This is a genomic window from Gallaecimonas kandeliae (genome assembly GCF_030450055.1).
GTDB classification, from domain to species: Bacteria; Pseudomonadota; Gammaproteobacteria; order Enterobacterales; family Gallaecimonadaceae; genus Gallaecimonas; species Gallaecimonas kandeliae.
The window spans coordinates 1,129,170-1,146,343 of record NZ_CP118480.1; the positions used below are offsets into that span (position 1 = coordinate 1,129,170).

Here is a 17,174-nt window from a genome sequence, read left to right on the forward strand (position 1 = left end):
TGGTCGCCCCGGAAAGGGACATAACGAACAACAGGATGAACAACATGCTTAAGAAGAAAACCTTACTGGTGGCCTTGGCGCTCACCAGTCAGCCGACTTTTGCCGATCTGTTGATCAGCGAATATGTGGAAGGCAGCAGCTACAACAAGGCGGTGGAGATAAGCAACACCGGCACCACCGAAGAGAACCTCGATGGCGTGGCCCTGGCCGTCTATTTCAACGGCGCCAGCACCACCACGGCCCGCGTGCCGCTCTCCGGCACCCTGGCTCCCGGCGCCAGCCTGGTGCTGGCCCACGCCAGCGCCAGTGCCGACATCAAGGCCGACATCCGTTCCGGCACCATCAACTTCAACGGTGACGATGCCCTGGCCCTGGAAAGGAACGGCGTGGCCCTGGACAAGGTCGGCATCATCGGCGTCGACCCGGGCTCCGAGTTCACAGCTCCCGGCAAGTCCACCAAGGACATGACGTTGCGCCGCCTGCCCGGCAGCCCTGCCGGCGATTTCGACTTCAGCCAGTGGCAGGCCTTTGCCAAGGACAGCTTCGGCGGCCTGGGCTGCACCGGCCTTAGCGACTGCGGCGCCGATAGCGAGCCGCCCACCGCCTGGCAGTGCCCCCAAGAATGGCAGAGCATTCCCAGCATCCAGGGTCCCGGCGCCAGCTCGCCCCTGGTGCCGGCCGGCAGCTACCAGAGCAGCGATCCCGTTGTCACCCAGGGCCGTGTCACCCAGGTGGTCAGCGGCCTCTTCAAGGGCTTCTTCCTGCAAGACGGCGCCGGTGACGGCGACCCGGCCACCTCAGACGGCATCTTCGTGTTCACCGGCAAGGCGCCGGATCCCAGCATCAAGCCCGGCATGGCCCTTTGCGTGGAGGGCCTGGTCAAGGAGTACTACGGCCTGACCGAGATCGCCATGGACCACTTCGCCCAGAGTCCTCTGGACTTGGCCCCTGTCCAGCCCGTGGATCTCGAGGTGGGTGACGACGTGCCCGCCTCCCTGGAGCGGGTCGAGGGCATGGAAGTGCGCCTCACCCAGGACAGTGACATGCAGGTGACCCGCCCCTTCAGCTACGACTACGCCGCGTCCCGCAACAACATGATGCTGGCCCACGGTGGCCCGCTGCTGATGCCCACCCAGCTCTACCCGGCGCTCAGCGACGACGCCAAGGCCCTGGCGGCCGCCAACCAGGCCCGCAGCCTCTACATCGACACCGACAACAAGCCTGCCGACGGCGTCATCCCTTATTTCCCGGGGCTGGATGCCGAGCAGGGCTATATCCGGGTCGGCGACCGGGTGCAGAACCTCGAAGGGGTCATGACCTATTCCTACGGCAACTACCGCCTGCTGGCGGGCAACCAAGTAGGCGCCGGCGATTTCGTGCACCTGGATGACCGCACCAGCGCCCCCGTGCTGGCCGCCGACGGCCAGGTCCGTATCGCCAGCTTCAACGTGCTCAACTACTTCAACGAGGCTGTGGGCGGCGGCACCAACCCCCTGGGTGTGAACCGCGGCGCCAAGACGGCGGCGGATTTTGCCCTGCAACAGGCGAAGATTGTCCACGCCCTGCTGGCCATCGACGCCGACATCCTGGGCCTGCTGGAAGTGGAGAACAACGGCTTCGGCGACGATTCCGCCATCCAGAGCCTGGTGACGGCTCTGAACGCCGAGCTGCCCCAAGACAAGCAATACGCCATCATCAAGCCGGCCCAGGACGGTTTCGTCGGCAGCGACGCCATCATGGCCGCCATGATCTACCGTCCGGCCAAGGTCGCGCCCCAGGGCGAGGTGCAGCTCCTGGAGATGCCCAACCAGATCACCCTCAACGCGGACGGCAGCGAGAACATCCACCACGGTGGCCGCCCCAGTCTGCTGCAGCGCTTCAAGCGGGTCTATGAAGGCCAGGCCGAAGGGGAGAGTTTCCAGTTCGCCCTCAACCACCTGCGCTCCAAGGGCAGCAGCTGCGCCGAGGACGAGGAAGGCAAGGCCGACGACGGCCAGGGCAGCTGTAACGAGCTGCGCAACAGCGAAGTGGCCCTGATCGCCGACAAGATCGAGGCCAGCGCCACCCCGACCCTGATGCTGGGCGACTTCAATGCCTACGGCAACGAAGATCCCCTGCTGGTGCTGACCCAGATCCCGGCCCTGGACCGCGAGCTGAAGACAGCCCACGACACCTACCTCGGTGACAACACCCAAGCGCCCCAGCTGGACGGCCCGGCCCGGGTGATCAGCAAAGGCTACGGCTTCGTCAAACTGGCCGAAGACCACGCCTACTCCTACCAGTACGGCGGCATGGTCGGCCGCCTGGACCAGGCCCTGGCCACCCCGGATCTGGCCACCAAGGTCGCCGCCATCACCGACTGGCATATCAACGCCGCCGAGAGCAACCTCTTCACCTACTCCAGCCAGTACACCGGCGCCCTGGTGAAATCCGACGGCCCCTTTAGCTCCTCGGATCACGACCCTGTAGTGGTGTCCCTGAACTGGCCCCTCAAGGGCAAACTGAGCGCCGAGCAGGACAGTCTGACCCTCTTCGAGAGCCAGGGCCCCGCCGGCCTGGTGATCAAGCGTGAGGGCGGCGCCGACGGCGAGCTGGGCCTCACCGCCGAGCTGCGCTTCCTCGGCAAGAGCCGCCATGGCCACCACTATGCCGACAGCCGCGACATCAGCCTGCCCCAGCCTCAGCTGCGCTTCGCCGACGGTGAAGACGGCGAGAAGGCCCTGGTGCTGGACGTCAAGGCCGACAGGCCCATGGAGCAGCCGGAGAAGCTGGAGCTGGTGCTGCATTTTGACGACGGCCACGACCAGGTGATCCCGGTGACCATAGTGGACGACACCAGGCCCGTGCCGGCCTGGCTTATCTTCCTGAAATGGCTGAAGGCCCAGCTGTTCGGTTAAAGCCGAGACATTGAAAAGGGAGGCTCAGGCCTCCTTTTTTTATTCGTCCTCTTCCTTGTGAGGGGAGCGGCGCAGCTTGTGCTTGGGGGCCTTGCGGCGGAAGAAGCTCTTGTCGAGGCGCTGGAAGGGGAAGGCGGACAGCAGTTTGTCCTTGGCCAGGGGCGGGAAGTTGGCGGAGAACTCCAGCTGCACCCCCAGCCGGGTCTTGTAGCCGAAGACGCTGCCCTTGACGTTGCGGTTGGCGGCCAGGCGCTGGCAGGCAGTCAGGAAGTCCGGCGGCACTGTGCCCTTGGTCACCTTGACCTTGCCGCTCTTGAACTGGACCGAAAAGACGCAGGAATATTGTTTGAGCAGCAGGTATCCCACCAGTGCCAGCACGGCAAAGGCCGACACCGCCTCGGTGTTGATGGTAAGGCCGAAGAGCTCCACAGGCATCTCCCGTCATTTCATTGGCACCCTATTCTTTATAGCCCAGGAGGGAGGCCTTTGGTTATGCTGGCTTTTTACCCGAAGGAACCTTGCCGTGTTGGAAACACCCCGACTGTTGCTGCGCCACTTCACCCTGGAGGACGTGCCGGCCTTCCTGGCCATGAATGCCGACCCCGAGATAGTTCGCTACACGGGCCAGCAGCCCCTTGTCAGCCTCGAGGAAGCCGAGGCCTGGCTCAAGGCCGCGCCTCTTGCCGACTATGCACGATACGGCTACGGCCGCCTGGCGGTGGTGGACAAGGCCAGCGGCCAGGTGATCGGCTTTTGCGGCATCAAATTCCTGCCGGAATTCGGCCTGCCGGAGCTGGGCTACCGGCTGCTGCCCGCGTTTTGGGGCCAGGGGCTGATCACTGAAGCGGCCAAGGTGGTGCTCGAGCACGGCCACGCGGAGCTGGGGCTGCCCCATATCCTGGCCCTTATCCACCCCGACAACAACGGATCCATCCGGGTCGCCGAGAAGCTCGGCATGGTGCGGGGTGAGTTGGCCCAGTACGGCGGCATGCCGGTCTGGCTCTACGCCTCGGTGCGCTGAGGTGGGGCTGCTCTGGCTGATAACGGCCCTCTGGGCCTTTTCCTTCTCGCTGATAGGCGCCTACCTGGCCGGCCAGGTGGACGCCTACCTGGCGGTCGCCTCGCGCATGGCCCTGGCATTGCTGGTGTTCCTGCCGTTCTGGCGGCCCTTGCCCTGGCGCCAGGCCCTGGTGCTGATGGCGACGGGGGCGGTGGAGATAGGGGTGATGTACCTCTTTCTCTACCACAGCTACCGTTACCTGTCGGTGCCGGAGCTGCTGCTGTTCACCATTTTCACCCCTCTCTACGTCAGCCTCTTCGCGGATCTCTTTAACCGGCGCTGGCCACGCCATTTCTGGGCACCGGCGCTGCTGGCGGTGGCCGGGGCCGGCGTTATCCGCTGGACAGAACTGAGCAGTGATTACTGGCACGGCTTTGCCCTCATCCAGGCCGCCAACGCCTGCTTTGCCTTCGGCCAGGTCTGGTACCGCCACCAGAGCCAGGCCAGCCCCTTGAGCCACAGGGCCCGCTTCGCCTGGTTCTTTTTAGGCGCGCTGCTGGTGACCTTGCTGGCGGCGTGGCTGCTGGGGGATTGGCAGAAACCACCCCAGACGACGCTGCAATGGGGCGTGCTGCTGTGGTTGGGGATAGTGGCCTCGGGCCTGGGCTACCTCGGCTGGAGCTTTGGTTCCACCAAGGTCAATGCCCAGCAGCTGGCGGTGATGAACAACATGCTGATCCCCGCCGGCATAGTGGTGAACGTGACCATTTGGGGCGGCCACGCCGACTGGGGGCGGCTGGCGCTGGGCAGCCTGCTGATGGCGGCAGCGCTTTATCTCTGCCGACGTCAGGGCTGATCGTCCTGCTGGCCCTGGGCCCAGTAGCGGCGCAGCACGGCCAGGCCGTCCTGCCCGGCCAGCTCTTCGTTGATGATGAGGTCGAAGCCGGTCAACTCCCGCAGCCGTTTCATGCGCTGGCCCAGCATGGCGGTGACACCCTGGTAGTGCTTGCCTGACGGGGCCTGGTATTGGTGGGGTTCGAAGAGATCCTCGGCACTGGCGGTAGGCTGGCTGCCGAGGGCCAGCAGCAGTATGTTGCGCTGTTCGGTGAGCAGCCCCACCGCCAGGCGCGGGCTGATGGTGTCCAGCAGCGGCTCGGGGTGCTTGAGGCGAAAGCCGATGTAGGGGAGTTCGCGCATCTCGAAGCCGCTGCCGATACGGAGTTGGTCGATGCGCTGTATGTCCCGCCAGCGCAGGCTCCAGCCGCCGCGCCTGTGGTGCAGCGACAGGCTCTGGCTGTTGATGGACAGGCTCACCTTGGGCTCGGTGAGCTTGCCGATGCCCAGCGCCAGCAGCACGGGGCAGGCCAGCAGCAGCACCATGCCGGGACCGTACCAGCCCTTGACCAGGCAAAAGGGGCCCAGGGCCAGCAGCAGCAGCCCCGCCAGGGTGAAGGTCAGGCCGTTGCGATGACGGTGGCTGGATAATTCTTGGGCGTTCATTAAGTTACGTCTAAGATTGTTGGGGATCATAATAACGCACCATACCCATGGAGGGTGATATGCGACCTTACCTGCTGCTTGCGTCTGTCCTGGCCCTGCCGGCCATGGCCGCCGACAATGCCTATGTTCAACAGGGCGGCAAACTTGGCCAGGATCAGGGCCTGGCCTTCAGCTTCTTTGCCGGCTACACCGGTGGCGGCGATAGCTTCGTGGTGGATAACTACAGCGGCGGCTCGGAAAAGGTCCGTTTCGGCAGCCGTTACCACCTGGGGCTGGGAGCCCAGTGGGAGAAGGATAGCTTCGGCGCCGCCTTTAACGTCGGCTACCAGTTCAACAATGACGGCGACCTCAACCTCAAGCGCTACACCTTGGAGCTGCTGCCCTTTTACCAGATGGGCCGCCACAAGTTCTCGGTGGGGCCTTCCTGGCATTTCGACGTCAAGAGCGACATCAAGCTGGACGGCAACCACGAGAAATTCAAGTTCAAGGACGCCCTGGGCGCCATAGTCCAGTACGACTACCAGCTCGACCAGCACAACTGGGTGGGGGTGCGCTACCAGTGGGTGGAGTACGAGCTGGACAAGTACAACGGCGTCTCCATGCCGGGTGGCACCAAGGGCGACGGCAACCAGTGGGGCTTCTACTACCGCTCGGTGTTCTGAGCCGCTTGGATGCCGGCCACAAAAAAGCCCGCTTAGCGCGGGCTTTTTGCTGCCTCAGGAATGCTTCTTGAGGAAGTCGTCGCTCAGGGCCAGCTCGTCGTTGAGGTTAACGGTGACGCCACGGCTCTTGATCTTGTGGGCTATCTCCTGAGCTTCGGCCAGGGAGTGCATGGCGGCGGTGCCGCACTGGTAGAGGTTCAGTTCCGGGATCTGGGACTGGTCCTGGACCTTTTCCACGTCGTCCATGGCCGCCAGCCAGGCGTCCGCCACCTGCTGCTCGCTGGGAGCGCCGATGAGGCTCATGTAGAAGCCGGTACGGCAACCCATGGGGGAGATGTCGATGATCTCCACCTTGTCGCCGTTGAGGTGGTCGCGCATGAAGCCGGCGAAGAGGTGCTCCAGGGTGTGGATGCCCTTCTCGGAGAGGATCTCCTGGTTGGGCAGGCAGAAGCGCAGGTCGAAGACGGTGATGGTGTCGCCGCCGGGGGTTTTCATGGTCTTGGCCACGCGCACGGCCGGGGCCTTCATGCGGGTGTGGTCGACGGTAAAGCTGTCGAGAAGGGGCATGCTGTAGTCCTCAATCAGGGCCTTTCAGGCCATCTTAGCAGAAGGGCGAGCGCCTTAGTGATGGTGGTGACCGCCAACGCCATGGGCGTGGCCGTGGGCTATCTCTTCGTCGGTGGCGTCACGTACGTCCAGCACTTCGACGTCGAAGGTCAGGGTCTGGCCGGCCAGGGGATGGTTGAGGTCCACGTCGGCCATGAAGCGGCCCACCTTGACGATGGTCACCTGGCGCTGGCCCTGGTCGGTGTTGACCACGGCCACCATGCCGGGTGCCCATTTCTTGGCGCCCTGCAGGTGCTTGACGGGGATACGCTGGCTCAGGCCCTCCTGGCGCTGGCCGTAGGCCTCTTCCGGGGCCAGGGTCACGGAGAAGCTGTCGCCCTTGGCCTTGCCGGCCATGGCTTTTTCCAGGCCCGGCATCATGTTGTCGTGGCCGTGCAGGTAGGCCAGGGGATCGTGGCCCTTGCTGCTTTCCAGCTGTTGGCCCTGGTCGTCTTTGAGCACGTAGTGGAACTGCACTACTTTGTCGTCGCTGATCTGCATCCTGAAGTCCTGGAGATGGTCGGAAAAGCGGGGATCATAGCCGAGGTGGGCGGGGTAGGGTAGTCAAAGCGATGAGGGGCTATGTCGCCGCCGGGCTATGCAAGGCGCCTGGCAGTCCGTATGAGGGATGCGGATAACAAAAAGCCCCGCGTCAGCGAGGCTTGATGTCGATGCGTCCCCACCAGGGCGGAGGCGGGTACAGTCGCGCGCTGCTCGACCCGCCGTAGCGGCGCCGGACTGGGCAAGGCGCCTGACCGGAGGCGGGTACAGTCGCGCGCTGCTCGACCCGCCGTAGCGGCGCCGGGCTATGCAAGGCGCCTGGCAGTCCGTATGAGGGATGTGGATAACAAAAAGCCCCGCGTCAGCGAGGCTTGATGTTAAATGGCGTCCCCACCAGGACTCGAACCTGGATCGCCCGCTTAGGAGGCGGGTGCTCTATCCTGTTGAGCTATGGAGACCCAAGGACCAGCCGATTATACCCAGCCTGGCCAGGATGAAAAGCCGCACAGGTTCATCTGCCGATTTACTGTTCAATTCAAGGTCTTGAGCACGAAGTCCCCGGGTTGGATGTTGCCGTTCTGGGTGGCGCCTTCGGCCTTGAGCAGACTCTGGTTGTCGGACTGCCAGCTGATGTGCAGTTCCGTCTCGGACGGGACCAGCACCTGGCGGCGCTCGCCGGTGGCAGTCAGCAGGGTGCGCTTTTGCAGCACGGTGAAGCTGTCGTCAGGGCCCAGGCCGGCCTTGAGGCCGGCGTCGATCAGCAGGCCGTCGCTGGAGACCGACAGTATGGGCCATTGGCTGGCCTGGCAGGGCAGGGCGGCTTCCACGTCTTGGACCATCTCCTGCAGGCTGCGCTGCAGTTTTTGCCCGAAGGGGCTCAGCCAGAAGCTGGGATCCTGGGTGTCCAGCAGGGTGCTGGTGGACAGTTCGGCGTCTGCCAGGTAGCGGCGCTCGAAGATGCGCTTGCCGGAGAAGCTGTCGATGAGCCAGGCGTCCATGGCCAGGGTCAGCTGGTGCTTGTCCTGGCCCCAGGGGTTGTACCAGGAGGCGGCCTGGAGCTGGTCGCGCAGCCGTACCAGGCGCCCTCCCAGCAACCAGCGGGCCCCCTGCCTTTCGGCCACCAGCTGAAGGTTGTTGTTGTCCTTGGCCTGGGGCTGGTCCAGGGTGGCGCCTATGTCGCCCACCGGCACCAGCGCGCCTTGGCGCTCGCGGAGCAACCTTGCCGCCTCCATGGCAATGCCTTGCCCCGGATCGCCGACCAGGCCGCTGATGGCCTGGTCAGGGCTGGCCCAACTGAAGCGATGCAGGCTGATGGGCTGGCGCTGCCAGCATTGCCGGCCTGGGCTGTCGTCCAGCTCCACCAGCAAGGTGACCTTTTGCTGGCCGCCTTCCTCGCGTTCGCTGACCAGTTGGCTTTGGCGGACGGCGCTGCCGCTCTGGCCCTCGTCGTCCCTCAGGCCGCCATAAAAGCGGGCCTGGGCCAGGGCGTCGTCGATGGCGTGCTGGCGGGCATTGTCCTGGTCAAGGCTGGCCTGGCCCGTAACTTGATACCAGCTGGCCTGGGTGGGCAGGGCCAGCAGGGCGCAGAGAATGGCGAGCAGTTTCATGGGCGTCAAAAGGTGGTGGACTTGGCGAAGATTTTGCAAAAGCCGTTCCAAAAGTATAAAGCCTGGCCCCGTGATGCCGATAAGCCGGATAACGGTCAAGAGGACATGCCTTATGTTACGACATTGGATCCTGGCCCTGGTGCTCATGGTCCCCATGGCCCGCGCCGACAGTTGGTTTGAGCCTGCCCATTCCCCCCTGGACGAGTTCGTGGCGGGGCTGAGCCAGCAGTTGATGGCCAACGCCCGCTATATCGATTACCGCACCCCTCTGGTGGTGAGCAGCCTGGTGGATGCCGGCTCCCTGCAGACCAGCCCCCTGGGGCTGGCGCTGGCCGAGAGCTTCACCAGCCACCTGCACCAGATTGGTTACACCCTGGTGGATTTGAAGAGCCTGGGTTCGGTGCAGGTGAGCCCCAAGGGGGAGCTTTTCCTGAGCCGCGACGCCCAGCAGAAGAACCGCAAGCTGCCGGTGGACTTCGTGTTGGCCGGCACCCTCGACAGCCGCCCCGATGGGGTGGACGTCAATGTACGGATCATCGGCATCCAGTCCAAGATAGTGGTGGCCACGGCCCAGGGCTTCTTGCCGAGGAAGGCGTTGGGTAAAGACGAAGGACAGCAGCGCCAGGTCAGCCTCAAGGATGGCTACCTGGAGCGGGAAGCGGCGCGGCCCTGAGGAGGATTGAATGCGAAGTCTTGTATTGACGCTGGTGCTGGCATTGCCGGCCTGCGCCCAGTGGTCTGGCACCGAGCCGGTGTTGAACGGGGTCGGCATCGCCCTGGTGGCGGAGCAGCCCGGCAAGACCGACGCCGAGCGCCAGCGCCAGGCCATGGAGGCCTCCAAGCTGCTGGCCTACCAAGAGCTGGCCCAGCAGCTCTACGGGGTGACCATCAGTGGCCAGAGCCAGCTCAAGGGTGGCCAGCTGAGCAACGAGTCCAGCCTGGTGCGGGTCCAGGGGGTGGTCAAGGGCGCCGAGGTGCTGCGCAGCTACCAGTTGGACGGCCGCTACATCACCGAACTGCGGCTCGATACTCGCCGCCTGGCGGACCTCAAGGGGGACGACGAGGTTCCGATCAGCACCGCTCATGGGCCCAAGGCCAGGACCATCAGGGGTTACTGATGCAAGAACGCCGGCGATTGCCGGCGTTTTGTTATGGACAGGCGGCTGTCTTCAGGCCTGGACATCCCCCAGCAGGCGGGGCCTGCTGCTGGCCACGCCCTTGCTGTTGTAGGTCCTGTTGCTGCGGCCAAGGGCCCGTAGCAGCAGCTCGCTTTGCTCGGTTTGGCGGCGCTGCAGCTGCACTATCATCTCGCCGTTGACGGCATTGCTTTGGCTGCATTCCACGGCCTTGGCCTTGAGGGCGCGCAGCAGCTCCTGCTTTTCCGGTGCCTCGCGGCCAGGGTGGGTGGCGATCTGCTGATCCAGGTTTTGCAGGCGCAGTGCCAGTTCGGCCTTGTTGTCGGCCACCGTCGCCAGGCGGTGGTGATCCCGGCCGGTCAGCAGCTGCCGTTCCTCCAGCAGCAGGGCCAGCATGGCTTGGAGTTGGTTGTCCTGGGTAAACAAAAGCGCATCCAGAGTCTCCCCGGGATGCGCTTGACCAGTTGCTTGGGTCATGGCCTTTGCCTTAGTTGCCGAAGAGGTCGTCCTCGAACTGAAGCAATTTATCTGCCAATTTTTGATGGTCCACCTTGTATTGGCCGGAAGAAATGGCTTTCTTCAGGCTCTCGACCTTTTCCTTGTCGAAGGGGGCTTGTGAGCTCATGTTCCGTTGCATCTTGTCCAGGCCGGCGGCCTGAGGGGTGATGGAGACAGCGTCCTGGGCCAGCTTGGCGCTGGTTTGGGGCGCTGCGGACTGGGTCTTGGCCTGCTCCCCGGCCTGCTTGGCCTGGTTCAGGCGGGCAGGGGTCAAGTCCTGCGTCTGCCCTTGATTGACCTTGTTGATTGCCATGCTGTCCTCGCAACTGTCAAGTTTTTGACGAACACAAAAAAGCGCTCCGTCGGAACCTGTATCGGCGCCCATGCGGAACACTTTAGCAATAATTTTTAGTATGTGACCGTCACTTGGCCCTGGGCTTCGACCTTGGCATCAACCACCCTGCCTGAGCCGCTGTTTCTGACCCTGACAGTATCGCCAAAAGTGCCGTCTGACAAGGCTGTGCCTGTGGCGGTGATGCTCAGGCCGCCGCTGCCGGCCCTGACCATTACCTTGTCGCCGCGGCAGACCAGGCAGAGGTTATCGGCGCTGATGGGGGAGCCGGCTTGGATGCCGCGTTTGAGTTTGGCGCCTGTGATGACGCCTTTATCGGTGAAGGTGCGACCTTGGAGTTGGTTCTGGGGTTGCCAGTCGGTCACCAGGTCGTTATCGGCCAGGGTGAGGCCGGCAGGCAGGGCGCGGCTGGCCACCAGCATGGGCACAGTGACCACAGTGCTGACCGGCAGGTAGTACTGCCACTTGGGCTTGGCGCACCAGAGCTTGACGGTAATATTGGCCCCTGGGCTCTGGTTGGCCGGCAGGCTGGCCTGGAGCTCGGCACAGAAGGGTAGCCGCAGCCGGTTGTCGGGGTCGCTGGCCTTGACACTGACCCTGGCGCCGGGCTGGGCTTGCAAGGCGTCTTTGACGGCCTGTTCGGCCTTGGCCTTGAGGGCGTCCAGCGCCATGGGCTGCGCGGCCGAGGTCAAACTGGGCCAAAATAGGACCAGGGCGATAAAGAAAGCCGGGGCCTGGCCGAAAAAGACCCTGGCAGCGGCGAGAATTTTAGGTCTGAGCTGGTTCACGTCGATAATCAGTCACATAAGGCTGTGCTAAGATGGCACGCAAAAGCTGTGCCCATCTGCACAACGATATTAAGAGGTAAGGTATGGCGGGCATTCTCGACACGGTCAACCAGCGTACCCAGATGGTGGGGCAAAACCGCCTTGAGCTGCTGATGTTCAAGCTGGGGGGCCGGCAGCGTTTCGGCATCAACGTCTTCAAGGTGCGGGAAGTGTTGCAGTGCCCGCCCCTGACCGCCTTGCCCAAGCGCAAGTCCAGCATCCGCGGTGTGGCCCATATCCGCGGCCAGACGTTGTCGGTCATCGATCTGCGCCAGGCCATGGGCGGCCGGCCTACCGAAGACGTCTCCAACTGCTTCGTGATCATCACCGAGTACAACCGCTCGGTGCAGGGCTTCCTGGTGCACTCTGTGGACCGCATCGTCAACTGCAACTGGGAAGACGTCCAGCCGCCGCCGAAAGGGGCGGGGCGTCACAGCTACCTGACCGCCGTCACCGAAGTGGACGGCGACATGGTGGAGCTGCTGGACGTGGAGAAGATCCTCGACGAGATCAGCCCCGCCAATGCCATGGCCAGTGCCAGTACCTTCGAGGGCACCGAGAGCCTGCAACGCAACAGGCTGCTGCTGGTGGCCGACGACTCCTCCGTGGCCCGTGCCCAGATCAAGCGTGCCCTGGAGCCCTTGGGGATCCCCATTGAGCTGGTCAAGGACGGCCGTGAGGGCCTCAACTTCCTCAAGGACATGGCCGAGCGCTGCCAGAAGTCCGTCACCGAGATGGTCTGCCTGCTGATCTCCGACGTGGAGATGCCGGAGATGGACGGCTATACCCTGACGGCGGAAGTGAAGGCCGATCCCAAGCTCAAGGATCTGCAGGTCATACTCCATACCTCCCTGTCCGGCGTCTTCAACCAGGCCATGGTCCAGAAGGTGGGCGCCAACAAATTCATTGCCAAATTCAATCCCGATGAACTGGCCAATGCCGTCAAGGAATGCCTGATGATAGAGGCGGGTTAAGTGGATAAAGCGTTAAGCGAGCAGGATTACGGCACCTTTCGGCGGTATCTCGAAGGCCAGTGCGGCATAGTGCTGGGTGACAACAAGCAGTATCTGGTCAAGAGCCGACTGACGCCCTTGTTGGGGCGCTACAAGCAGGAGTCCCTGGGTCAGCTGATCCAGATGGTGATCAACGGCCGCGATCGCGAATTGCAGACGGCCGTCATCGACGCCATGACCACCAACGAAACCCTCTGGTTCCGCGACAGCTACCCTTTCGAGCTGCTCACGGAAAAACTGTTCCCGGAGCTGGGCAAGGGCGGCAAGACGGTGCGGATCTGGTCCGCCGCCTGTTCCTCCGGGCAGGAACCATACTCCATCGCCATCAAGGCCTTGGAGCACCAGGTCAAGAAACCCGGCACCTTGCCGGGCGGGGTGCAGATCCTGGCCACCGACATCTCTCAGGGCATGCTCAGCCAATGCCAGGTGGGGGAGTACGACAGCCTGGCCCTGGGCCGCGGCATGAGCGACGAGCGTCGGCGCCTGTATTTTGACGAAACCCCCGATGGCACCTGGAAGGTCAAGGGTAACGTCAAGCGCCTGGTGACCTTCCGCCACTTCAACCTCTTGTCCAGCTATGCGTTGCTGGGCAAGTTCGACTTGGTGTTTTGCCGCAACGTCCTCATCTATTTCTCCCAGGAGAACAAGCTGAAGATCCTCGAAGGCATAGCCCGCACCCTCAATCCCGGTGGCTACCTCTTCCTCGGCGCCTCCGAATCCATGCCCACCGCCGCCACCCAGTTCGAGATGGTGCGCTGCAACCCCGGCATCCTTTACCGCCGCAAAGAAAACATCTGATTGGCACATATCTTGCCTCTGTTTGACTAGTCAACGGAGGCAAGACCATGGCAATCAGTTTCGACAAGGCATTCGGTATCTCCCAATACGCGGTCCAGGTGCGCCAGGAGCGCGCCGAGCTGTTGGCGAGCAACCTGGCCAACGCCGACACCCCCGGATACAAGGCAAAGGATCTGGACTTCAAGGCCGCCCTGGCCGAAGCCCAGTCCGGCCAGCAGGGGGGCCAGTCCCTGGTGCGCACCAACGATCGGCACCTGGCGGCAAGTCTTGGCCTCGACCCGGCAGTGGGTTACCGCAACCCCAACCAGCCTGACACCGGCGACGGCAACACCGTCGACGTGCAGGTCGAGCGCAGCCTTTTCATGCAAAACGCCATGGAATACCAGACCTCATTGCAGTTCCTTAGCGGCCGGATCAAAGGCCTGATGTCCGCGATCAAAGGAGAATAACCATGAGCCTCTATCGGATCTTTGACATCGCCGGCAGCGCCATGAGCGCCCAGTCGGTGCGCCTCAACACCACCGCCTCCAACCTGGCCAACGCCGATTCGGTGTCCAGCTCCGCCGGCACCACCTACAGGGCCCGCCAGCCGGTCTTTGCCGCCGCCCTGAGCGAGGCCCAGGCCGACCAGCAGCAGGGGGTTGGGGTCAAGGTACTGGGGGTGGTGGAATCCCAGAAGCCGCTGGTGAAGGAATACCATCCCGATCACCCCATGGCAGACAAGGACGGCTTTATCTACAAGCCGAACGTCAACGTGGTGGAGGAGATGACCAACATGATCTCCGCCTCCCGCAGCTACCAGACCAATGTGCAGGTTGCGGACACCGCCAAGCAGATGTTGGCCCGCACTTTGCAGCTGGGTCAGTAAAGAGGAAGAGGGGCACTAGATGACCATTTCATCCACCAGTTCCACGGATCCCTTGGCCAACTCTCGTTGGGACACCACGGATACCACGGGCACCACCAAAAAGACCGGCCTGGACCAGAAGGACTTCCTGGCGCTGCTGACCAAACAGCTGGCCTACCAGGATCCTTTCAAGCCCGCCGACAACGACCAGATGATCTCGCAGATGGCCTCCTTTGCCACCGTCGACGGCATCAACTCGGTCTCAGACCAGTTCGGCTCCCTCAACGAGGTGATGACGTCAAGCCAGGCATTGCAGGCCTCCACCCTGGTGGGGCAGAAGGTACTGGTGCCTACCGACACCGGCTACCTGGACGGCAATGGCAGTGGCATGAGCGGCATGCTCACCTCCAGTGACAACATGAAGAACGTCACAGTGCGCATCGAGGACCAGAACGGCCAGCTGATCAAGACCCTCGATCTGGGCGACCAGAGCGCCGGCAACGTCAAGATCGACTGGGACGGCACCGACTCGTCCGGCAAAGCCATGCCGGCCGGCAACTATGTGATCAAGGCCCAGGCCCTGGTGGGCCAGGACCGCGTCGACCTCCCAGTGGCGGCTTACGCCAATGTGGAATCTGTCACCCTGGGCTCGGCGTCCTCGGGCGGCGTTGTATTGAACCTGCAGGGCATGGGGGGCATCAAGCTGAGCGATGTCCTTGAAGTAGCCAAAGCCTGATCTGAGAGGAAAGAGTCATGTCATTCAATATTTCCCTGAGCGGCCTGAACGCGGCCCAGAAAGACCTGGACGTCACCAGTAACAACATCTCCAACGCCAACACCTATGGCTTCAAGGAGTCCCGTGCCGAGTTTGCCGACGTCTATGCCAGCTCCATCTTCTCCAACCCCAAGACCAAAGTGGGTGACGGCGCCGTGACCTCCAGCGTGGCCCAGCAGTTCCACCAGGGGGCCATGCAGTTCACCAACAACACCTTCGATCTGGCCATCAACGGCAACGGCTTCTTTGCCCTGAGCAGCGACGTCAACAGCAGCGACCTGGTCTACACCCGCGCCGGTAACTTCAAGCTCAACAAAGACAACTACGTGGTGGACAACCAGGGCAACTACCTGAAGGTGTTCCCGGTCAACCCCGACGGCACCTCCGCCTCCGCCGCCCTGTCCACCGCCCAGTCGCTGCAGGTACCGGACTCCGTAGGTACGCCCCTGGCCACCTCCAAGGTCAACATCAACCTGAACCTGCCGGCCGGCGACAGCGGCTACGACGTCACCAAGTTCGATCCCAAGGACTCCAGTACCTATAACAACGCCACTTCCGTGACGGTGTACGACTCCCTGGGCCAGTCCCACACCATGACCACCTACTACGTCAAGGACGCGGCGGCTGCAGCCCCCAACACCTGGGCCGCCTTTGCCTTCGTCGACGGCCAGCCCACCAGCATCGCCAACGCCGGTGCCCCGCCTTACACCTACACTGACGCAGGCGGCACCAGCTACAACGGCTACCAGCTGAATTTCGACACCTCTGGCCAGCCCGGCACGCCGCCGACTGTGCCTTCCACCATCACCACCGCCGCCCTCGGCAGCGTGCTGACCAACGGTGCCGATGCCAACCAGACCATCGACATCAACTACCAGAACCAGACCCAGTACGCCGACGCCTTCACCGTCAACTCCATCGACCAGGATGGCCTGACAGTGGGCCGCCTGACCGGGGTGGAAGTGGGGGCCGACGGCCTGGTGCGCGCCTCCTACTCCAACGGCACCACCGAGCCCCTGGGGCGGGTGACCATGGTGCGCTTTGCCAACGAACAGGGCCTGAGCCAGGCCGGCAACACCGACTGGAAAGCCAGCACCGAGTCCGGCGATCCCCTGGCCGGTGAGGCCGGTACCGGCACCTTCGGCAACATCCGTTCCGGCGCCCTGGAATCCTCCAACGTGGATCTGACCCAGGAGCTGGTGGACCTCATCAGCGCCCAGCGCAACTTCCAGGCCAACAGCCGCGCCATCGACGTGGCCAACACCCTGCAGCAGAACATACTGCAGATCCGCTAAGGCCCCTCCTAGCGCTGAAAAGGCCCGCCATCCGGCGGGCTTTCTTTTTTGGCACTGCAATTGCATTTGGTTAAGCCATAGACCCCGAGGTGACAGAGGACCGACAGATGGACCGGCTGCTTTACCTGGCCATGAGCGGTGCCAACCAGGACATGAACTCCCTGACGGCCCGCGCCAACAACCTGGCCAACGCCACGACCACCGGCTTCAAGGCCGACTTTGCCCAGGCCCGCGCCATGCAGGCCTACGGCGAAGGCCTGCCGACCCGCGTCTTCGCCATGAGTGAAAGGCCAGGCCAACGCTTCGAGGCCGGTCCTCTGCAGACCACGGACCGCGCCCTGGATGTGGCGGTGGCAGGTGACGGTTGGCTGGCGGTGCAAGGTGCCAAGGGCACCGAGGGTTATACCCGTGCCGGCAACCTGAAGCTGTCCGAGACCGGCCTGCTGGAAACCGCCAAGGGCGAACTGGTGCTGGGTGACAACAACGCCCCCATCGCCGTGCCGCTGCCCTACAACAAGCTGGAGATCGGCGGCGACGGTACTGTCAGCGTCTTGCCCCAGGGGGCACCGTCCAATGCCATGGAAGTGGTGGGCCGCATCAAGCTGGTCAACCCCGATGTGCGCAACCTCGACAAGGGGGAAGACGGTCTCTTTCGTCAAAAAGATGGCACCCAGGCCCAGGCCGACGCCAACGTGCGGCTGGTACAGGGCGCCCTGGAAGGTTCCAACGTCAACCCGGTGGAAGAGATGACTGCCCTCATCGACCTGCAGCGCCAGTTCGAGCTGCAGATGAAGATGATGAAGACCGCCGAAGACATGGACGCGTCCGACAACAACCTCTTGCGTTTGAGCTAAGGAGTA

General features: G+C 63.3%; 21 protein-coding genes and 1 tRNA gene. 13 read left to right on the top strand and 9 right to left on the bottom strand.

Features of this window, described 5'->3' with window-relative positions; genetic code table 11:
- The first annotated feature begins 44 nt into the window (after positions 1–44).
- The gene (locus tag PVT67_RS05465) at positions 45–2,897 is read left to right on the top strand and encodes an ExeM/NucH family extracellular endonuclease (protein ID WP_301498659.1); all 2,853 of its coding nucleotides are present in this window, start codon (positions 45–47) and stop codon (positions 2,895–2,897) included.
- A 39-nt stretch (positions 2,898–2,936) separates the two neighbouring features.
- On the opposite strand, the gene PVT67_RS05470 is transcribed toward PVT67_RS05465, so the two are convergent.
- Positions 2,937–3,332 carry a DUF3634 family protein gene (locus PVT67_RS05470; protein WP_301498660.1) on the bottom strand — a complete coding sequence of 132 codons (396 nt, stop codon included), beginning with the start codon at positions 3,330–3,332 and terminating at the stop codon, positions 2,937–2,939.
- A gap of 88 nt (positions 3,333–3,420) precedes the next feature.
- Between PVT67_RS05470 and PVT67_RS05475 the strand changes: the two genes are divergently transcribed.
- Together PVT67_RS05475 and PVT67_RS05480 are read left to right on the top strand one after the other, a co-directional pair.
- On the top strand, positions 3,421–3,918 hold the full coding sequence (locus tag PVT67_RS05475; RefSeq protein WP_301498661.1) for a GNAT family N-acetyltransferase: 498 nt from the start codon (positions 3,421–3,423) through the stop codon (positions 3,916–3,918).
- Between the two features lies 1 nt (position 3,919).
- Positions 3,920–4,753 (top strand): EamA/DMT transporter family protein, encoded by an 834-nt coding sequence (locus tag PVT67_RS05480; RefSeq protein WP_301498664.1) that lies wholly within the window; start codon positions 3,920–3,922, stop codon positions 4,751–4,753.
- On the opposite strand, the gene PVT67_RS05485 is transcribed toward PVT67_RS05480, so the two are convergent.
- A complete protein-coding gene (locus PVT67_RS05485) occupies positions 4,744–5,397 on the bottom strand; it encodes a DUF2982 domain-containing protein (RefSeq protein ID WP_301498666.1) in 654 nt (217 codons plus the stop codon). The genes PVT67_RS05480 and PVT67_RS05485 overlap by 10 nt on opposite strands.
- A 59-nt stretch (positions 5,398–5,456) precedes the next feature.
- Here PVT67_RS05485 and PVT67_RS05490 point away from each other — a divergent pair, with 59 nt between their 5' ends.
- Entirely contained in the window at positions 5,457–6,059 is a 603-nt protein-coding gene (locus tag PVT67_RS05490; RefSeq protein ID WP_301498668.1) for a hypothetical protein, read from the top strand.
- 54 nt (positions 6,060–6,113) lie between these two features.
- Here PVT67_RS05490 and luxS read toward each other — a convergent pair whose 3' ends face one another.
- The 4 genes from luxS to PVT67_RS05510 all read right to left on the bottom strand — a co-directional run bounded on the left by luxS (position 6,114) and on the right by PVT67_RS05510 (position 8,773).
- The gene (gene luxS, locus PVT67_RS05495) at positions 6,114–6,626 is read right to left on the bottom strand and encodes an S-ribosylhomocysteine lyase (protein ID WP_301498670.1); all 513 of its coding nucleotides are present in this window, start codon (positions 6,624–6,626) and stop codon (positions 6,114–6,116) included.
- Between the two features lie 54 nt (positions 6,627–6,680).
- A complete protein-coding gene (locus PVT67_RS05500) occupies positions 6,681–7,166 on the bottom strand; it encodes an FKBP-type peptidyl-prolyl cis-trans isomerase (RefSeq protein WP_301498674.1) in 486 nt (161 codons plus the stop codon).
- Between the two features lie 382 nt (positions 7,167–7,548).
- A tRNA-Arg gene (locus PVT67_RS05505) sits at positions 7,549–7,624 on the bottom strand.
- Positions 7,625–7,696: 72 nt separating this feature from the next.
- Positions 7,697–8,773: a flagellar assembly protein T N-terminal domain-containing protein gene (locus PVT67_RS05510; RefSeq protein ID WP_301498678.1), complete on the bottom strand. Its 1,077-nt coding sequence runs from the start codon at positions 8,771–8,773 to the stop codon at positions 7,697–7,699.
- Positions 8,774–8,885: 112 nt separating this feature from the next.
- Between PVT67_RS05510 and PVT67_RS05515 the strand changes: the two genes are divergently transcribed.
- Together PVT67_RS05515 and PVT67_RS05520 are read left to right on the top strand one after the other, a co-directional pair.
- Positions 8,886–9,446 carry a FlgO family outer membrane protein gene (locus PVT67_RS05515; RefSeq protein WP_301498682.1) on the top strand — a complete coding sequence of 187 codons (561 nt, stop codon included), beginning with the start codon at positions 8,886–8,888 and terminating at the stop codon, positions 9,444–9,446.
- A gap of 10 nt (positions 9,447–9,456) precedes the next feature.
- Positions 9,457–9,891 (top strand): LPP20 family lipoprotein, encoded by a 435-nt coding sequence (locus PVT67_RS05520; protein ID WP_301498684.1) that lies wholly within the window; start codon positions 9,457–9,459, stop codon positions 9,889–9,891.
- A gap of 51 nt (positions 9,892–9,942) precedes the next feature.
- On the opposite strand, the gene flgN is transcribed toward PVT67_RS05520, so the two are convergent.
- The 3 genes from flgN to flgA all read right to left on the bottom strand — a co-directional run bounded on the left by flgN (position 9,943) and on the right by flgA (position 11,430).
- On the bottom strand, positions 9,943–10,386 hold the full coding sequence (gene flgN, locus PVT67_RS05525) for a flagellar export chaperone FlgN (RefSeq protein WP_301498686.1): 444 nt from the start codon (positions 10,384–10,386) through the stop codon (positions 9,943–9,945).
- A 10-nt stretch (positions 10,387–10,396) separates the two neighbouring features.
- On the bottom strand, positions 10,397–10,720 hold the full coding sequence (gene flgM / locus PVT67_RS05530) for a flagellar biosynthesis anti-sigma factor FlgM (RefSeq protein ID WP_301498688.1): 324 nt from the start codon (positions 10,718–10,720) through the stop codon (positions 10,397–10,399).
- Between the two features lie 95 nt (positions 10,721–10,815).
- A complete protein-coding gene (flgA, locus tag PVT67_RS05535) occupies positions 10,816–11,430 on the bottom strand; it encodes a flagellar basal body P-ring formation chaperone FlgA (protein WP_301498689.1) in 615 nt (204 codons plus the stop codon).
- 200 nt (positions 11,431–11,630) lie between these two features.
- Here flgA and PVT67_RS05540 point away from each other — a divergent pair, with 200 nt between their 5' ends.
- The 7 genes from PVT67_RS05540 to flgF all read left to right on the top strand — a co-directional run bounded on the left by PVT67_RS05540 (position 11,631) and on the right by flgF (position 17,168).
- Positions 11,631–12,560 carry a chemotaxis protein CheV gene (locus tag PVT67_RS05540; protein ID WP_301498690.1) on the top strand — a complete coding sequence of 310 codons (930 nt, stop codon included), beginning with the start codon at positions 11,631–11,633 and terminating at the stop codon, positions 12,558–12,560.
- The gene (locus tag PVT67_RS05545; RefSeq protein WP_301498691.1) at positions 12,561–13,397 is read left to right on the top strand and encodes a CheR family methyltransferase; all 837 of its coding nucleotides are present in this window, start codon (positions 12,561–12,563) and stop codon (positions 13,395–13,397) included.
- Positions 13,398–13,444: 47 nt separating this feature from the next.
- The gene (flgB, locus tag PVT67_RS05550; protein ID WP_301498692.1) at positions 13,445–13,846 is read left to right on the top strand and encodes a flagellar basal body rod protein FlgB; all 402 of its coding nucleotides are present in this window, start codon (positions 13,445–13,447) and stop codon (positions 13,844–13,846) included.
- A 2-nt stretch (positions 13,847–13,848) separates the two neighbouring features.
- The gene (gene flgC, locus PVT67_RS05555) at positions 13,849–14,265 is read left to right on the top strand and encodes a flagellar basal body rod protein FlgC (protein ID WP_301498694.1); all 417 of its coding nucleotides are present in this window, start codon (positions 13,849–13,851) and stop codon (positions 14,263–14,265) included.
- A 19-nt stretch (positions 14,266–14,284) separates the two neighbouring features.
- Positions 14,285–14,980: a flagellar hook assembly protein FlgD gene (locus PVT67_RS05560; protein ID WP_301498696.1), complete on the top strand. Its 696-nt coding sequence runs from the start codon at positions 14,285–14,287 to the stop codon at positions 14,978–14,980.
- A gap of 17 nt (positions 14,981–14,997) precedes the next feature.
- Positions 14,998–16,314 (top strand): flagellar hook protein FlgE, encoded by a 1,317-nt coding sequence (gene flgE, locus PVT67_RS05565; RefSeq protein ID WP_301498698.1) that lies wholly within the window; start codon positions 14,998–15,000, stop codon positions 16,312–16,314.
- Between the two features lie 107 nt (positions 16,315–16,421).
- The gene (gene flgF, locus PVT67_RS05570) at positions 16,422–17,168 is read left to right on the top strand and encodes a flagellar basal-body rod protein FlgF (protein WP_301498701.1); all 747 of its coding nucleotides are present in this window, start codon (positions 16,422–16,424) and stop codon (positions 17,166–17,168) included.
- The last annotated feature ends 6 nt before the right edge of the window (positions 17,169–17,174 follow it).

Excerpts from the sequence above, each read along its gene's own strand:
- flgM (WP_301498688.1), bottom strand. The coding sequence starts at position 10,720 with ATGGCAATCAACAAGGTCAATCAAGGGCAGACGCAGGACTTGACCCCT.
- luxS (WP_301498670.1), bottom strand. The coding sequence starts at position 6,626 with ATGCCCCTTCTCGACAGCTTTACCGTCGACCACACCCGCATGAAGGCC.
- flgN (WP_301498686.1), bottom strand. The coding sequence starts at position 10,386 with ATGACCCAAGCAACTGGTCAAGCGCATCCCGGGGAGACTCTGGATGCG.
- PVT67_RS05520 (WP_301498684.1), top strand. The coding sequence starts at position 9,457 with ATGCGAAGTCTTGTATTGACGCTGGTGCTGGCATTGCCGGCCTGCGCC.
- flgC (WP_301498694.1), top strand. The coding sequence starts at position 13,849 with ATGAGCCTCTATCGGATCTTTGACATCGCCGGCAGCGCCATGAGCGCC.
- flgF (WP_301498701.1), top strand. The coding sequence starts at position 16,422 with ATGGACCGGCTGCTTTACCTGGCCATGAGCGGTGCCAACCAGGACATG.
- PVT67_RS05510 (WP_301498678.1), bottom strand. The coding sequence starts at position 8,773 with ATGAAACTGCTCGCCATTCTCTGCGCCCTGCTGGCCCTGCCCACCCAG.
- PVT67_RS05470 (WP_301498660.1), bottom strand. The coding sequence starts at position 3,332 with ATGCCTGTGGAGCTCTTCGGCCTTACCATCAACACCGAGGCGGTGTCG.
- PVT67_RS05515 (WP_301498682.1), top strand. The coding sequence starts at position 8,886 with ATGTTACGACATTGGATCCTGGCCCTGGTGCTCATGGTCCCCATGGCC.
- PVT67_RS05490 (WP_301498668.1), top strand. The coding sequence starts at position 5,457 with ATGCGACCTTACCTGCTGCTTGCGTCTGTCCTGGCCCTGCCGGCCATG.
- PVT67_RS05465 (WP_301498659.1), top strand. The coding sequence starts at position 45 with ATGCTTAAGAAGAAAACCTTACTGGTGGCCTTGGCGCTCACCAGTCAG.
- PVT67_RS05560 (WP_301498696.1), top strand. The coding sequence starts at position 14,285 with ATGACCATTTCATCCACCAGTTCCACGGATCCCTTGGCCAACTCTCGT.
- flgE (WP_301498698.1), top strand. The coding sequence starts at position 14,998 with ATGTCATTCAATATTTCCCTGAGCGGCCTGAACGCGGCCCAGAAAGAC.
- flgB (WP_301498692.1), top strand. The coding sequence starts at position 13,445 with ATGGCAATCAGTTTCGACAAGGCATTCGGTATCTCCCAATACGCGGTC.
- PVT67_RS05485 (WP_301498666.1), bottom strand. The coding sequence starts at position 5,397 with ATGAACGCCCAAGAATTATCCAGCCACCGTCATCGCAACGGCCTGACC.
- PVT67_RS05500 (WP_301498674.1), bottom strand. The coding sequence starts at position 7,166 with ATGCAGATCAGCGACGACAAAGTAGTGCAGTTCCACTACGTGCTCAAA.
- PVT67_RS05540 (WP_301498690.1), top strand. The coding sequence starts at position 11,631 with ATGGCGGGCATTCTCGACACGGTCAACCAGCGTACCCAGATGGTGGGG.
- flgA (WP_301498689.1), bottom strand. The coding sequence starts at position 11,430 with ATGGCGCTGGACGCCCTCAAGGCCAAGGCCGAACAGGCCGTCAAAGAC.